14 protein-coding genes are annotated in these 14,333 nt (G+C 62.6%); 12 read left to right on the forward strand and 2 right to left on the reverse strand.

What is annotated here, in order from left to right; translation table 11 throughout:
- Positions 1-471 precede the first annotated feature (471 nt).
- The 3 genes from GFM02_RS27780 to GFM02_RS27790 all read left to right on the forward strand — a co-directional run bounded on the left by GFM02_RS27780 (position 472) and on the right by GFM02_RS27790 (position 2,194).
- A complete protein-coding gene (locus tag GFM02_RS27780; RefSeq protein WP_168303621.1) occupies positions 472-663 on the forward strand; it encodes a hypothetical protein in 192 nt (63 codons plus the stop codon).
- Entirely contained in the window at positions 653-1,111 is a 459-nt protein-coding gene (locus tag GFM02_RS27785) for a YbaK/EbsC family protein (RefSeq protein WP_026264652.1), read from the forward strand. The genes GFM02_RS27780 and GFM02_RS27785 overlap by 11 nt, the downstream gene beginning before the upstream one ends.
- A gap of 84 nt (positions 1,112-1,195) precedes the next feature.
- Entirely contained in the window at positions 1,196-2,194 is a 999-nt protein-coding gene (locus GFM02_RS27790; protein WP_168323428.1) for a Tim44 domain-containing protein, read from the forward strand.
- A gap of 28 nt (positions 2,195-2,222) precedes the next feature.
- Here GFM02_RS27790 and GFM02_RS27795 read toward each other — a convergent pair whose 3' ends face one another.
- Positions 2,223-3,254 (reverse strand): hydroxyacid dehydrogenase, encoded by a 1,032-nt coding sequence (locus tag GFM02_RS27795; protein ID WP_168323429.1) that lies wholly within the window; start codon positions 3,252-3,254, stop codon positions 2,223-2,225.
- Positions 3,255-3,533: 279 nt separating this feature from the next.
- Here GFM02_RS27795 and GFM02_RS27800 point away from each other — a divergent pair, with 279 nt between their 5' ends.
- The 9 genes from GFM02_RS27800 to GFM02_RS27840 all read left to right on the forward strand — a co-directional run bounded on the left by GFM02_RS27800 (position 3,534) and on the right by GFM02_RS27840 (position 12,214).
- On the forward strand, positions 3,534-4,133 hold the full coding sequence (locus tag GFM02_RS27800) for a HupE/UreJ family protein (RefSeq protein ID WP_168323430.1): 600 nt from the start codon (positions 3,534-3,536) through the stop codon (positions 4,131-4,133).
- A gap of 295 nt (positions 4,134-4,428) precedes the next feature.
- Positions 4,429-5,007: a GbsR/MarR family transcriptional regulator gene (locus GFM02_RS27805; RefSeq protein WP_168271097.1), complete on the forward strand. Its 579-nt coding sequence runs from the start codon at positions 4,429-4,431 to the stop codon at positions 5,005-5,007.
- Positions 5,008-5,011: 4 nt separating this feature from the next.
- On the forward strand, positions 5,012-6,757 hold the full coding sequence (gene cydD, locus GFM02_RS27810) for a thiol reductant ABC exporter subunit CydD (protein WP_168271098.1): 1,746 nt from the start codon (positions 5,012-5,014) through the stop codon (positions 6,755-6,757).
- Positions 6,754-8,442, forward strand: coding sequence for an amino acid ABC transporter ATP-binding/permease protein (locus GFM02_RS27815; protein ID WP_168323431.1), 1,689 nt, complete (start codon positions 6,754-6,756; stop codon positions 8,440-8,442). Before cydD ends, GFM02_RS27815 begins: the two co-directional genes overlap by 4 nt.
- A gap of 74 nt (positions 8,443-8,516) precedes the next feature.
- Positions 8,517-10,097, forward strand: a complete 1,581-nt coding sequence (locus GFM02_RS27820) for a cytochrome ubiquinol oxidase subunit I (protein ID WP_168271100.1) — start codon at positions 8,517-8,519, stop codon at positions 10,095-10,097.
- A 6-nt stretch (positions 10,098-10,103) separates the two neighbouring features.
- The gene (gene cydB, locus GFM02_RS27825; protein WP_168271101.1) at positions 10,104-11,258 is read left to right on the forward strand and encodes a cytochrome d ubiquinol oxidase subunit II; all 1,155 of its coding nucleotides are present in this window, start codon (positions 10,104-10,106) and stop codon (positions 11,256-11,258) included.
- 100 nt (positions 11,259-11,358) lie between these two features.
- Positions 11,359-11,481 carry a cytochrome bd-I oxidase subunit CydX gene (gene cydX, locus GFM02_RS27830; RefSeq protein WP_017957645.1) on the forward strand — a complete coding sequence of 41 codons (123 nt, stop codon included), beginning with the start codon at positions 11,359-11,361 and terminating at the stop codon, positions 11,479-11,481.
- A 119-nt stretch (positions 11,482-11,600) separates the two neighbouring features.
- Positions 11,601-11,879 (forward strand): CopG family ribbon-helix-helix protein, encoded by a 279-nt coding sequence (locus GFM02_RS27835; protein ID WP_168271102.1) that lies wholly within the window; start codon positions 11,601-11,603, stop codon positions 11,877-11,879.
- Positions 11,879-12,214, forward strand: a complete 336-nt coding sequence (locus GFM02_RS27840) for a type II toxin-antitoxin system RelE/ParE family toxin (RefSeq protein ID WP_168271103.1) — start codon at positions 11,879-11,881, stop codon at positions 12,212-12,214. Before GFM02_RS27835 ends, GFM02_RS27840 begins: the two co-directional genes overlap by 1 nt.
- Before the next feature lie 79 nt (positions 12,215-12,293).
- On the opposite strand, the gene GFM02_RS27845 is transcribed toward GFM02_RS27840, so the two are convergent.
- Positions 12,294-14,297, reverse strand: a complete 2,004-nt coding sequence (locus GFM02_RS27845; RefSeq protein WP_168323432.1) for an aldo/keto reductase — start codon at positions 14,295-14,297, stop codon at positions 12,294-12,296.
- Positions 14,298-14,333 lie beyond the last annotated feature (36 nt).

The following is a 14,333-nucleotide window of genomic DNA, read 5'->3' on the forward strand; positions in this document are numbered from 1 at the left end:
TTCCTCGTCCAACGCCTCTTTGGCATAGGCTTCCGAAGCTCCCTACCCTCGATTCAATCCGAGACCTTTCAAGCTTCACCATCCGAAGACGGCACCCGTTTCGCATGCGGCGCCTGGGCACGGCAACGTCCGCGCGCCATGGCGCTGCGATCTTCAGGTTTGAGAGAAGGGCGGTTCAGATTTCTGACCGCAATTGATCATGAACAATCAGCACGCCGGCGAGAGCCTGGCGACATCCATGAGCGAGCTTTGCTCGCGATTTAGCTTTCGAGAGATTTTTGTCGCAACCATCATTGCCCGATGGAGACGTCGTCGCATGGTGAGCAGCCTCGACTCTTTTCCATCATGGCTGCGCCGGGACCTCGCTCTGTCCGAGGAATAGATCGACGCCTCGCTCATATTGTCGGAGAATATCCGGCCGGGATGGTTTCAAGGCAAATCATCCCGGCCGGCTTGCCGCCGTGAAGGCATATGGCTTCTGATTATGCCATCACCGATCTCTACAGCGGCCAAGAGGTCAATCTTCCAAATGCAATTCGACCTCGCCACGCTTTGATTGAAACGCCTAGAACTTTGAGTTACGGAATCATCCTTGGTTTTCTGCATCCATCGCATCCCGCATCTTCCGATCATCATTTTGCACATCCGTTCCATGAGCCTTGAATCCGTCCGCGCCTTCTTCCGCGCCCATGCACCCGATATCGAAATCATCGAAACCGCCGAGAGCTCCTCGACGGTGGCGCTTGCCGCCGAAGCACATGGCGTCGAGCCGGCCCAGATCGCCAAGACGATTTGCCTGCGTGTCGGCGAGCAGATGATGCTGGTCGTTGCCGGCGGCACGGCGCGGCTCGACAATCGCAAGTTCAAGGACACCTTCGGAGCCAAGGGGCGAATGCTCGATGCCGAAGAGGTTGTGGCCGTCACCAGCCATCCGGTCGGCGGCGTCTGCCCCTTCGGCCTGCCCTCGCCGTTGCCCATCTATTGCGATATCTCGCTGAAACGCTTCGATGAAGTCGTGCCGGCCGCCGGCTCGACAAACTCGGCCGTGCGCATCGAAACCGGACGGCTGGCAGAGCTGACCGGCGCCAGCTGGGTCGACGTCTGCCAGTAATGGCGCCGAAGAGCTTCACACGGCGGAAAGAGTCCCTATATTACATCTCGACATGCCGTGATTGCGCATGACAGGAGATCAGGAATGCCGAGTGCCGTTTCGCGTTTTGCCAAGATCGCGGCCATTGCCGCTCTGACGAGCGCCACCGTTTTTGCTTCCCTCGACGATGCCGAGGCGCGCCGGGCCGGCAGCTTCGGTTTCGGAAGCCGCGGCACGCGCACCTTCCAGGCGCCGCCTGTCACCAGCACCGCGCCTGGGACCGCAGCACCGATCGAACGGTCGATGACGCCACGTCCGCAGACCACCGCACCTGCTACCGCTCAGCAGCCCCTCGGCGCTCAGCGCCCCGGTTTCTTCGGCGGCTTCGGCCGTTCGATGATCGGCGGCCTGATTGCCGGTGGCCTTCTCGGCATGCTGCTCGGCCACGGTTTTGGCGGCGGCTTCGGCTTCCTCGGCATGTTGCTGCAGATCGCATTGATCGGCGGCGCCGTCATGCTCGCCATGCGTTATTTCGCCAACCGCCGCCAGCCTTCCTACGGCGTCGGTGGCGGTCAGAGCCGGTCCTATAATATGTCGCCCACGAATAATTCGTCCTTCCAGATCCCGACGATCGGTTCGGGGGGCGGTTTCGGCGGGCAGTCGCGCGGCAATCGGCCGAGTGACGAGATTGGGCTGACGCAGGCCGATCTCGATCAGTTCGAGGAACTGCTGACCCAAGTGCAGACCGCTTACGGCGCCGAGGATTACGGCACCTTGCGCCGGCTGACGACGCCCGAGGCGATGTCCTATCTCGCCGAGGAGCTTGGCGAAAACGCCACCAACGGCGTGCGCAACAGCGTCTCCGACGTCAAGCTGCTGCAGGGCGATATTGCCGAGGCCTGGCGGGAAGACGGTCAGGAATACGCGACGCTCGCCATGCGTTATTCCTCGATCGACGCGATGGTCGAACGCGACAGCGGCCGCGTCGTTTCCGGCGACGACCGCCGTCCGAGCGAAAGCACCGAGGTTTGGACCTTCGTGCGCAAGTCTGGCGCCGACTGGAAGCTTGCGGCGATCCAGGGTGCCGAGCAGCGCGCCGCTTGATGTGGCGCTCAAAACCAATGCTTTGTCTTTAATTCACCGCGACCGGTTTGGAACGCATGCGGGAGACCGTCTCGCGTTCCGCCCGTTTGCAACGCATCGGCGGCAGTCCGCGATCCATCAGGTCCATGTCTTCGAGCACCATGTCGCCCATCTTCTTGAAAGCGCTGTCGAGCGCGCCGGCCCTATGCGCCGAGCGGATGAAACCTTTCAGGCTCCGCACCGGATGATTGGGCGGCAGCGGTTCCTCGGGGTAGACGTCGCTCGCCGCGACGATATGGCCTGACGAAACCGCCGCCATCAGCGCATTGAAGTCGACGACATCGGCGCGGCTGAGCAGGATAAAGGCCGCGCCCTTGCGCATGCTGGCGAAGGACTGAGCGCCGAGAAATCCTCTGTTTTCACTGGTGACGGCGGCGGCGGCGAAGATGAAATCGCTCTTCGTCAGGACATCGTCCAGGCTTGCCGGCTCGACATCGTTTTCTTCGAGGATCGATTGCGGCAGCCAGGGGTCGAACACCCTGATGCGGGCCCTGAAGCCGGAAAGCACCCGGCGCAGCGCCCTGCCGAGATCGCCGAAGCCGACGATGCCGATCTCGGAGCCGGCGATCAGCCGCGCATTTGCATTCCCCTCCCCGCCCCAGAGTTCGCTGCCTTGGCGGAAAGCGACGTCTGCATCGACGATGCCGCGCGCCAAGGCCAGCGCGAAGCCGAGACCGATTTCGGCGACCGGCTCGGCAAAGACCTGGCCGGTCGTCACGACGTGGATACCGCGCTGGAAGAGTACCTCATAAGGCATGTTGTTGAGCAGATTGCTTTCGACATTGAGGATCGAGCGCAAGCCCGGCATTCTGGCCAGCGTTTCCGCCGAAAGCGGCGGCTGGCCGATGATGTAGCGTGCCCTGCCGAGGATGCCGTCGCCGAGCCCGGCGATATTCTCGGGGTCGGCCTCGACGATCTCATATTTCGCCTGCAGTTCGGCGCGCGCGCTGTCGCTGAAAATCAGATCGAGCGTGCGCGGCTCGGGCGCGCTGATCGCCAGCGGCCGTTCGGTATTCGTCATGGGCGTCTCCTCCATCGCGGCGGTTTGCACCGTTTCTGCCGGACGATTGATAGCCCCTGTGCGGAGTTGTTTCCAGTTCGATCTTGAGGCGCGGCGCGTCGGGAGAAGCTATCGAAAGTGGCATCTGCCTGTCAGATAAGCAGTTGAATTGGCTCGGTATTTCATGGTATTTTCGTTGACGGCGTGAATTCTTTGAACTAGCGTAATGCGCGCGACTTGGAACCGTGCCTGTGTTCGGCCGCCGCAGGATATTCGAAAACTCACGAGGGGAATCGAGCAATGAAATCAGCAATCAAGAGCGGCCTGCTTGCCTTGGCTGCCGCAGCGCTTCCGGCCGTCGCCTATGCCCATCCCGCCATCGGCGAAGCTGCCGGCTTCAGCCATGGCTTTGCCCATCCGATCTCTGGCCTCGATCATGTTCTCGCCATGGTGATGGTCGGTGTTTTCGCATTTCAGCTCGGCAGCCGCGCCACTTGGCTCGTGCCGACGACCTTCGTTCTGGTGATGGCGCTCGGTGGTGCCCTCGGCGTTGCCGGCATCAACGTTCCCTTCGTTGAAATCGGCATCGCGCTTTCCGTTGTCGTCCTCGGCGCCGTCGTTGCGCTCCACGTCAAGGCGCCGCCCGCCGCAGCACTCGGTATCGTCGGCCTCTTCGCCGTCTTCCACGGTCATGCACATGGCGCCGAAATGCCGGAAAATGCCGCCGGTGCCGCCTATGCCGCCGGTTTCATGGTCGCGACCGCACTGCTGCACGTCGCCGGCCTCGTCCTTGGTTATCTCATCGGCCGCGCCGGTGAACGTCATGGCCTCTTCGTGACGCGCACGACTGGCGGCATTGCGACGATTCCCGGCGTCGGCATCCTGACCGGCTTGATCTAAGCCGGGCCGCATTCCTGAAACCTGGGCGGCAGCGATTGCAGGCCCTAACATCTCAATCCGACAGAACGCCCGGCATGCGTAGCGCATCGCCGGGCGTTTCTGCGTCATCGCTGCAAACCGCTACGACTTGACCCAGGTCAAATCCAGCCACGTCGCGTCCGGTTATATCTAGCCCACGATCAACGAACGGACATCCAAATTGACGCAGGCATGCCTTGCCGATTGCCGGCGAGACGCGAAAGTCAGTATAGTGATTTCAGAAATTTCTGAAATCACAGACGCAACGGAAACGGCCATGAACCTTCCGCCTCTCGTTCAGTCCTTCGTTCTCCACTTCGGCGAAATGGGGTCCCGCTGGGGAATCAACCGCACCGTCGGCCAGATCTATGCCCTGCTCTTCGTCTCGCCCGCGCCGGTCTGCGCCGAGGAAATCGCCGAGTCGCTCGGCATCTCGCGCTCTAATGTTTCGATGAGCCTGCGCGAACTGCAGGCCTGGAACCTTGTCATCCTGAAACACAAGCCAGACGACCGCCGCGATTTCTTCACCACGCCTGAGGATGTCTGGCAGATATTGAGGACGCTTGCCGAGGAGCGAAAGAAGCGTGAAGTCGATCCGACGCTGTCGGTTCTGCGTGAGATCCTGATGCAGCGGCCGGCCAGCGACGCCGAGCGGCATGCGCAGCAGCGCATGAGCGAGATGCACACGCTGATCGAGCAACTGACGCATTGGTATGAAGACGTAAAACAACTTGAAACAGAAAGGCTCGCAACGCTACTCTCGCTGGGCGCGAAAGTGACCAAGCTTCTGGAGGCCAAGGACCGGGTCGTTTCGCTCGGCCGCAGCCGCCGGCCAAATCCTGCGAACAAGAGTTAGCGCCATGAGCACTGCTTTCTTCGACGCGAAGGACGGATGGGGCGCCGAGCCGGTGCCGGACGGCGATACGGTCTCGTCTGTCACCGGCCCCGATGATGCGAAAGGTGCGCTGCGCAGAGCGGCAATGCTGCAGGCGCTGGCTGCTGCCGTCTGGATCCCGCAGGCCGGGTTGCTGGCCGTGTCGGTCGGCCGCATCGCCGATGGCGGCGGAATGCATGACGTTCTCTGGCCCGCCCTCGGCGTCCTCGCCCTCGGAGTTGCAAGAAGCTGTCTCGACGCGGCTGGTGGCCGCATGGCCTTTCAGGCCGCCCGCGCCGAACTCAGCCGCAGGCGGCAGATCGCCGTCGCGGTACTTTCCATGTCGTCGCCGCTCGATCGCGACCGGCCTGCCTCCGGCAAAGCCGCAAGCGTCATTGGCGACCAGGCCGAACTGATCGTGCCCTACCTCGCCCGTTTCCAGCCGGCGCGGATGAAGGCGAGCCTCGTGCCGCTCCTCATCCTTGCCTTCATCCTTCCGGTCTCCTGGATCGCCGCGCTGGTTCTGCTGTTCGCCGCGCCGCTGATCCCGATCTTCATGGCGCTGATCGGCTGGCGTGCTCGGGCGGCTAGCGAAAGGCAACTCGTCGCGACCGGCGGCCTCAACGGCTTCCTACTTGATCGGCTGCGCGGACTGGCGACCATTCGTGCGCTCGACGCAGTCGATGCAACGGCACTGCGCCTGCGGTTGGAGGCGGAGTCGCTGCGTGTGCGCACCATGGCGGTGCTGAAAATCGCCTTTCTGTCCTCGGCGGTGCTCGAGCTTTTCGCCGCACTCGGCGTGGCGATGATTGCCGTCTATGTCGGCTTCAGCCTGCTCGGTGAGATCCGCTTCGGCACTTGGGTAGGCCGGCTCGACCTGACCGAGGGACTGTTCATCCTGCTGCTCGCACCGGCCTTTTTCGAGCCCCTGCGCGAACTCTCGGCTGTCTGGCACGATCGGGCGGCCGGCGAAGCGGCGCTGAAGGCCCTGGACGCCCTCGCTGCCGGCGGAGTGTCGATCCGAGGAGCAGCCGATGTCGCGCCGGCGGTATCTGCCGTCGCCGAAGCGCCGGCCATCCGTCTTGAGAATGTCGATTTCCGCTACAACGCCGCCGAACCGTTGATCCTCGACGGTTTCAACCTCGATGCCGCGGCCGGCGAACATCTGGCGCTTCTCGGCGCCAGCGGTTCCGGCAAGTCGACGCTTCTTTCGCTGATTTCAGGACTGGCGCCCTGCACCGGTGGCCGTATCGTCATCGGCGGCACCGCACTTGCGGATGACAGCGCCCACGCCTTGCGGGCCAGCATGGCATGGATCGGCCAGAGACCGCATATTTTCGCCGGCACCATCGCCGGCAATATCGCGCTCGGCAGGCCCGGTATCCTGCGCGGCGACGTGACGGATGCGCTCGACGCCGCCAGGCTCGGAAAAGTCGCAGCCGCCTATGGCGACCGGCCGCTCGGCGAAGGCGGGATCGGGCTTTCCGGCGGCGAAGCGCTGCGGCTAGCGATTGCGCGGGCGGCCTGCAATCCGCATCTCCGGATTATCCTGGCCGACGAGCCGACCGCGCATCTCGACGCCGCCACCGCCGCCGAGGTGACCGAGAGCCTGCTTTTGCTCGCCAGGGGCCGCACTTTGATCGTTGCGACCCACGATCCGCTGCTTGCCGCCCGCATGCATCGCACCATGCGCGTCGATGCCGGCATCGTTATGAGGGAGGCCGCCGAATGAGCGGACTTGCCGCCGACCTCAAGCCGATCCTGCGCCTGTTCCTTGCCGAGCGCCGACGTGCGCTGCTGCTCGGCGCAGTACTTTCGGCGGCGACGGTAACCGCCGGCATTGCTCTGCTCGGCCTGTCCGGCTGGTTCATCACCGCCACCTCGCTCGCCGGCCTTTCCGCCGCCGCCATCACATTCGACGTCTTTGCGCCGTCAGCCGGCATCCGCCTGCTCGCCATCGTCCGTACGGCCGCGCGCTACGGCGAAAGGCTTGCGACCCATGACGCAACGCTCGGCGTGCTCGCCGCCCTGCGCGAAAAGCTGTTTCGCGGCTTTGCCGAACCGGGTGCTGCCCGCGCCCTGCTCCATCGTCCCGCACGGCTGCTCTTCCGACTGACGGCCGATATCGATGCGCTCGATTCCCTCTACCTGCGCATCCTCGTGCCGGCCGTGGTGGCGATCGGTGCGGCGCTGGCGGCAAGCCTCGTGCTGGGGCTGATGCATCCCCTGTTCGGCCTGTGTTTCGGCCTTTTTCTTGCCGGTGCCGGCCTCGGCCTGCCTGTCATCGCCGGGCGAGCGGCGCGCAAACATGCCCGCAGACGCGCCCATGGCATCGAGGCGCTGCGGTCGCGGACGATCGATCTCGTCGCCGGCCAGACCGATCTGCTGATGGCCGGCCGGCTTGCCACGCAGAGGGAGACGATTGCCGCGGCAGACCATTACTCCGCCCGCGCCGACGACCAGTTGAACCGCGTTGAGACCGGTCTGACATTCGGCTTCGGCCTTGTCTCAACCCTGCTGCTCACGGCTTCGCTGCTCGCCGTCGCAGCACTTGCGGAAACGAAGGCGATCACCGCCCCTGTCGCCGCGCTTGGCCTGCTTGTCGCCTTTGCGGCAGTCGAACCCTTTGCGGCGCTCCGCCGCGGTGCCCTGGAACTTGGGCGGACGCTGCTTGCGGCAAGGCGCATCGCGCCCCGGCTTGCCGTCGCGGCGACACTCGAACCATTGGGAGTGCCGTTGCCGGGATGCGTTTTTTCGCTGGCGAAGGTGTCAGCCTTCCATGAAAACTCCGCCGTGCCGGCACTCGAGGATATCGACCTTGCGCTTCAACCGGGCGAACGCCTCGCCGTCATCGGCAGCAGCGGTGCCGGCAAGTCGAGCCTGCTTGCCCTCCTTTCCGGTGAATTACCGGCAAGGACGGGAAGTATTGCAGTGGCAAAAGCGACCCTGCTGACGCAACGGACGGAACTGTTCGAGGACAGCCTGCGCGGCAACCTGCTCCTTGCAAACCCGGATGCGAACGAGGCCCATCTTTGCGAAGCGCTCGCCGCCGCCGGCCTGCTTGCCGATATCGAGGCCATGCCGCGGGGGATCGATACCCGGCTCGGCGAAGGCGGGCTCGGTGTTTCCGGTGGCCAGTCGCGCCGGTTGGCGCTTGCCCGGCTCTTCCTGCGCGACACGCCGCTCTGGTTGCTCGATGAGCCGACCGAGGGTCTTGACGGCGTCACCGCCCGCGACGTGCTCAGCCGGCTGTCGGCGATGGCGGCAGGCCGTTCGCTGGTGATCGCCACGCATATCCGCCGGGAGGCCGGGATCGCCGACCGCATCGCCGTCATCGAAGGCGGCCGTATTTCAGAGATTTCGCGCCGCGGAGAGGCGGCGTTCGAAAAGGCGCTCGACCGGCTTCGGCCGGACTGAGCGAGACCGCATGCCCTGAGCGCTGATCGGTGCTGAGGAACGCTTGTATCCCGTGGGACCGTGGGAGAAAGACAATGGAACTAGATATCGTCGCGTTATCGCGCTTCCAATTCGCGCTGACGGCGCTTTACCACTTCCTGTTCGTGCCCTTGACGCTCGGCCTGTCCGTGCTCTTGGCGATCATGGAAACCGTCTATGTCATGACCGGCCGCCAGATCTGGCGGCAGATGACAAAATTCTGGGGCACGCTGTTCGGCATCAATTTCGTGCTCGGCGTCGCCACCGGCATCGTCATGGAATTCCAGTTCGGCATGAACTGGAGCTATTACAGCTATTATGTCGGCGACATCTTCGGCGCGCCGCTGGCGATCGAAGGCCTGATGGCCTTCTTCCTCGAGGCGACCTTCGTCGGCCTGTTCTTCTTCGGCTGGGACAAGCTGTCGAAGGTCGGCCACCTGGTCGCCACCTGGGCTGTGGCGCTGGGGTCGAACTTTTCAGCACTCTGGATCCTGATCGCCAATGGCTGGATGCAGAACCCCGTGGGATCGGCGCTCAATCCGCAGACGATGCGCATGGAGATCACAAGTTTCTTCGACGTGGTCTTCAATCCCGTTGCCCAGGCGAAATTCGTTCACACGGTGTCGGCAGGTTATGTCTGCGCCTCGATCTTCGTGCTCGGCGTCTCGGCCTGGTATATCCTCAAGGGGCGGCATATCGAGCTTGCCAAGCGCTCGATGACGGTCGCCGCCTCCTTCGGTCTCGCATCGGCCCTTTCCGTCGTCGTGCTTGGCGACGAGAGCGGTTATCTCGCCACCGAGAACCAGAAGATGAAGCTCGCGGCAATCGAGGGCATGTGGAAGACGGAACCGGCGCCGGCGGCCTTCACCGCCTTTGGCTTCCCCGACCAGGAGGCGCGCGAAACGCATTTTGCCGTGCACATTCCCTGGGTCATGGGCCTGATCGGAACGCGGTCGCTGACCACCGAAATCCCCGGCATCGACAAGCTCGAACAGCAGGCCGAAAGCCGGATCCGCGACGGCATCAAGGCTTACGACGCGCTGATGCAGATCCGTGCAGTACCGGCACAGGATCAGGTTGCACAGGAAGTGCGCACTTCCTTCGAGGATCTCGGCCATGATCTCGGCTACGCTCTTCTGCTGAAGCGCTACGTCGACGATCCGCGCCAGGCGAGCGACGAGCAGATCGTTCAGGCTGCGCGTGATACGATCCCCCACGTGCCGACGCTCTTCTGGTCCTTCCGTATCATGGTCGGCCTCGGTATCTTCTTCATCCTGCTGACCGCCACCTTCTTCTGGCTGTCGGCGCGCCGCCATCTCGACAAATATCCACTGCTTCTCAGAATTGCCGTGCTGACGATCCCCCTGCCCTGGATTGCCATCGAACTCGGCTGGATCGTCGCCGAGTTCGGCCGCCAGCCCTGGGTGATCGAAGGCGTGTTGCCGACGGCCGCTGCCGTCTCCAGCCTCGGCGCCGGCACCGTGCTTCTGACGATCATCGGTTTTGGCGCACTTTATACCGTGCTGATCGTCATCGAGATGGGCCTGATGATCAAGGCCATCAAGCAAGGACCGGAGCCGGACGACGAGCCGGAAGCGATTCTGATTTCCGAAACCCTCGTCCCGGCCGCGGAGTGACCTGCCATGATCCTTCACGAACTCATCGACTATGAAACCCTGCGTCTCATCTGGTGGCTGCTGCTCGGCGTCCTGCTGATCGCTTTTGCGACGACCGGCGGCTTCGATCTCGGCGTCGGCACACTTTTGCCTTTCGTCGCCCGGACGGATACGGAACGGCGCGTGGCGATCAACACCATCGGCGCCACCTGGGAAGGCAACCAGGTCTGGCTGATCCTCGGCGGCGGCGCCATCTTCGCCGCCTGGCCACCGCTTTATGCGGTCTCCTTCTCGGGCTTCTATCTGGCGATGTTCGCGATCCTCTTCGCGCTCATCCTGCGTCCGGTCGGTTTCAAATATCGCTCGAAGCGGGAAAGCGCCCGCTGGCGCAACGGCTGGGACTGGGCGCTGTTCATCGGCGGTTTCGTGCCGTCGCTGATCTTCGGCGTTGCGGTTGGCAATGTGCTGCAGGGCGTGCCCTTCCGCTTCGCCGACGATATGCGGATCTTCTACGAAGGTTCGTTCTTCGCCCTGCTCAACCCCTATGCGCTGCTCTGCGGCCTGCTCTCGGTCGCCATGCTGACGATGCACGGTGCGGCCTGGCTGGTGCTGAAGGCGAGCGGTCCGATCGCCGACCGCGCCAGAAGTTATGGCAGCATCGCCGCCCTTGCCGTCATCGTGCTTTTCGCACTCGGCGGCCTCTTCCTCTGGATCGGCGTCGACGGCTATCGCATCACCAGCGATATCAGTCCGATCGGCCCCTCCAACCCGCTCTTGAAAACCGTGGCGCTTGAGAAGGGCGCATGGCTCACCAATTACGGTGCCCACTCGTGGATGATCATCGCGCCCGTCCTCGGCTTCGTCGGCGCGGTTTTAGCCTTCATTGCCATGCGGGCAAAGCGCGAGGTCATGACACTGCTTTTCAGCAAGGTCGCGATCTTCGGCATCATTTCGACGGTCGGCCTCTCGATGTTCCCGTTCATCCTGCCCTCCTCGCTCGATCCGCGATCGAGCCTGACGGTCTGGGATGCATCTTCCAGCCACATGACGCTGTTCATCATGCTGGTCGTGACGGTCATTTTCCTGCCGATCATCTTTGCCTACACAGCCTGGGTCTACAAGGTTCTGTGGGGCAAGGTCGACGAGAAATCCATCACCGACAAGAACAGCCACGCCTACTAGAGCGGTTCAGCAGAACCGCGCTAACCTTTTGTTTTTACGCAATTCCGGACGGAAAACCGCTTCGCACTTTTCCTGGAATTGCTCTGAGGGAGACGAAACAATGTGGTATTTTGCATGGATCCTCGGCCTGCCGCTAGCCGCCGCCTTCGCCGTCCTCAACGCCATGTGGTATGAGCTGATGGACGACGCGGCCAGGAAGAAAGCTTCCGAGCCGCGCAAGTAGAAATGCAAGGGCGCGGTTCAAACCGCGCCCCCGGCGGAATGGGCGGCAGGGTCAAGGCGCCTTGACTTCGCCTGGGCTTGGGTTACCGTGTAATTCGCTGTATTACGGAGCGATAAATCATGCTGAACAGTGAAAAATCTCAAGTTTCTCTGAGGCTGCCGACGTCCCTGGTTTTGGAGTTCGATCGTATCGCCGCAATTCTTGACCGTGATCGTACCTGGGTAATGCAGAAGGCGCTCAGTCAATATCTTGCAATTGAAGGGGCCGAAATCCTTGCAGATGCTCAAGGTCTCGATGAACTGGATCGCGGGGACAGCGTCGATCTGGAGGACGTGCTTGAGAAGGCTCGCGCAATCGTCGATGCCGCCGAATATCGACGCCGTATGCGGGTGGGTTGATGCCTCGCGTTCGCCTTTCCAAAAGTGCAGAACGCTGGTTTTTGAGCAGGATTGCCGAACTCGCAGAGGTTAACCCAGCCGCCGCAAAGAAACTCGTTGAACGCCTGGAAAGGCAAAGAGAGCTTCTTTCATCGTTTCCCCAAATGACCGAAAGGGGAATCCTGGAAGGAACGCGCAAGGTAAGTATGCCTCCCTTCGTGCTCACAATTCGCTCGCGAGACGGCATTGTTGAAATTGCGGCAATCAGAGATGCACGGCAGAAGGATGCTTACGCTCCAGTCGAGATGCTGTCCGTAGACGACGATGATGAAATCCACCATGCGAAACACCCCTGATAACCGAGGTTACAAGGGGTGTTGATGAAGCAATGGCTAAGAGGGCTGGCGGCTCGCACCGCGCCCTTTGCCTGTCTCGTCAGCCTTCCAGCCACTTCACCTGCTCGGGCGTCAGCTTGATGTCGAGCGCCGAGAGGCTGTCTTCCAATTCGGCGACGGTGCGCGGCCCGATCAGCGGAATGACCGGGAAAGGCTGGGCGATCACATAGGCGAGCGCGATGTGGATCGGATTGCGGCCGAGCTTGTTGGCAAGCTCGATAGCGCGGTCGCGGCGTCCGAAGTTGCGCTCGGAATACCACACCCGCACGATCTCCTCATCATCTCGCCTGTCGCGGCCGGCGCGATCGGTAAAGAAGCCGCGGCCCTGGCTCGACCAGGCAAAGTTCGGGATCTGCTTCTCGTTCAGCCATTTCTTCCAGTCGTCATCGGAAGCGGCAACGCAGCCGGCCCAGATCGGATCGAGCATCTCGGCGAGCGAGAAGTTGTTGGAAAGCGCTGCCGGCGCCGCCTTGCCAGTCTTTTCGGCATAGGCGATTGCTTCGTCGAAGCGGGCTCGCGTCCAGTTCGAGCCGCCGAATATGCCGCGGATGCGTCCGCGCTTGACTTCGGCATCCATGGCATCGACGAACTCGCCGACGGGCACGTCGGTATTGTCGCGATGCATGAAATAGATGTCGACATAGTCGGTCTTCAGCCGGGAAAGCGACTGGTCGAGCTGCTTTGCAATCATGTCGGGATAGCAGAGCGGCGAGTGGGCGCCCTTGCCGATCAGCACGATCTCCTCGCGCGGCACCTTGCGGCTCGTGTGCCAGTCGCCGAAGATCGCCTCCGTCTTGCCGCCGCCATAGACATAGGCCGTATCGAAGGCATTGCCGCCGGCCTCGTAGAAGGCGTCGAGCGTCAGCGAGGCGGCGGCGAAGTTCGGGAAGAACTCGAAGCCGAGTGTGACGACCGAGGCCGGCTTGGAAATGCCGGGGATCTGACGTTGCGGAACGCTGTTGCCGCGCGCGATCGCGCCGCCGGCAATGTTAGTCGTACGTTTGCTGGCTTTTTCCACGCCGTATTCGAGGCCGACCGAGGCACGCCACTGGTCGAGCACGCGCAGGTTTCCGATCGAATCTGCCCAGCTCATGCCGGGAGAGCTGAACTCGGTCTTGCCGGCGCGGATGGCATCGCCCGCCGCATCCGCCTCGAAGGAATAGAGCCAGCGATCCTCCCTGAGTTCGACGGTTTCTTGGCTGCCGCCCTTGAAGATGTCGATCTTGCCGACGCCGCCCTTGTGACCGGAGGCAAACCAGAAGTCCTGGACCTCGATCCGGCCTTCCGAGCCGATGATGCGCAGCACATTGTCCTGCTGCGCCATGATCGAGCAGGAGACTTCGGCGATGATCTCGTTCGGGAATTTGAGCACGGCTGATGCCCATTCATCGACACCGCTCTCTCCGAGATGGGCGACGCCCGACACCTTCTCCGGTTCGAGGAAGGCCTTGCCCTCCACAGCGCCTGATATCAGCCTGGCCATCGATACCGGATAACCGCCGACGTCGAGAATGCCGCCGCCGGCGGTGTCGTTGGCGAAAAGCCGGTGTTCCGGCTTATAGCTGCCCATGTTGAAGCCGAAGCTCGAGCGGATAATGCGAACGGTGCCGATGACGCCGCTTTTGACGAGTTCGACCAGCTTCTCCGTCTGCGGATGCACGCGATACATGAAGGCCTCGCCGGCAAAAACGCCGGCCTTTTTCGCCTCGTAATAAACCGCTTCGGCATCATAGGCCGAGAGTGCGATCGGCTTTTCCACCAGGATGTGTTTGCCGGCACGTGCCGCCTTGATCGCCCATTCGGCATGGCCGGTGTGGGGGACGGCGATATAGATCGCATCGACCTCCTTGTCGGAGAGCAGCGCCTCGTAACCGTCGACGATGCGGGCGCCGGGGAAACCTTCGGCAAGGCCCGGCTTTGCCGGATTGCGGGTGGCGATCGCCACCAGTCTGCCGGTGCGTGAATGGGCGACGCCGTCTGCAAAGGTGCGGGCGATGGTGCCGGGGCCGATGATGCCCCAGCGGATCGGTTGATCTGAAGTCATGGAAAATCCTCTTTCGTCTTTCTGTCCTGGGATTTG

Source organism: Rhizobium leguminosarum bv. viciae (assembly GCF_012276115.1).
In the GTDB taxonomy this organism is placed as follows: Bacteria; Pseudomonadota; Alphaproteobacteria; order Rhizobiales; family Rhizobiaceae; genus Rhizobium; species Rhizobium leguminosarum_T.

What these genes read in the sequence shown, in the direction of transcription:
- GFM02_RS27780 (WP_168303621.1), top strand. Translation starts at nt 472, where the DNA reads ATGGCTTCTGATTATGCCATCACCGATCTCTACAGCGGCCAAGAGGTC.
- GFM02_RS27785 (WP_026264652.1), top strand. Translation starts at nt 653, where the DNA reads ATGAGCCTTGAATCCGTCCGCGCCTTCTTCCGCGCCCATGCACCCGAT.
- GFM02_RS27790 (WP_168323428.1), top strand. Translation starts at nt 1,196, where the DNA reads ATGCCGAGTGCCGTTTCGCGTTTTGCCAAGATCGCGGCCATTGCCGCT.
- GFM02_RS27795 (WP_168323429.1), bottom strand. Translation starts at nt 3,254, where the DNA reads ATGACGAATACCGAACGGCCGCTGGCGATCAGCGCGCCCGAGCCGCGC.
- GFM02_RS27800 (WP_168323430.1), top strand. Translation starts at nt 3,534, where the DNA reads ATGAAATCAGCAATCAAGAGCGGCCTGCTTGCCTTGGCTGCCGCAGCG.
- GFM02_RS27805 (WP_168271097.1), top strand. Translation starts at nt 4,429, where the DNA reads ATGAACCTTCCGCCTCTCGTTCAGTCCTTCGTTCTCCACTTCGGCGAA.
- cydD (WP_168271098.1), top strand. Translation starts at nt 5,012, where the DNA reads ATGAGCACTGCTTTCTTCGACGCGAAGGACGGATGGGGCGCCGAGCCG.
- GFM02_RS27815 (WP_168323431.1), top strand. Translation starts at nt 6,754, where the DNA reads ATGAGCGGACTTGCCGCCGACCTCAAGCCGATCCTGCGCCTGTTCCTT.
- GFM02_RS27820 (WP_168271100.1), top strand. Translation starts at nt 8,517, where the DNA reads ATGGAACTAGATATCGTCGCGTTATCGCGCTTCCAATTCGCGCTGACG.
- cydB (WP_168271101.1), top strand. Translation starts at nt 10,104, where the DNA reads ATGATCCTTCACGAACTCATCGACTATGAAACCCTGCGTCTCATCTGG.
- cydX (WP_017957645.1), top strand. Translation starts at nt 11,359, where the DNA reads ATGTGGTATTTTGCATGGATCCTCGGCCTGCCGCTAGCCGCCGCCTTC.
- GFM02_RS27835 (WP_168271102.1), top strand. Translation starts at nt 11,601, where the DNA reads ATGCTGAACAGTGAAAAATCTCAAGTTTCTCTGAGGCTGCCGACGTCC.
- GFM02_RS27840 (WP_168271103.1), top strand. Translation starts at nt 11,879, where the DNA reads ATGCCTCGCGTTCGCCTTTCCAAAAGTGCAGAACGCTGGTTTTTGAGC.
- GFM02_RS27845 (WP_168323432.1), bottom strand. Translation starts at nt 14,297, where the DNA reads ATGACTTCAGATCAACCGATCCGCTGGGGCATCATCGGCCCCGGCACC.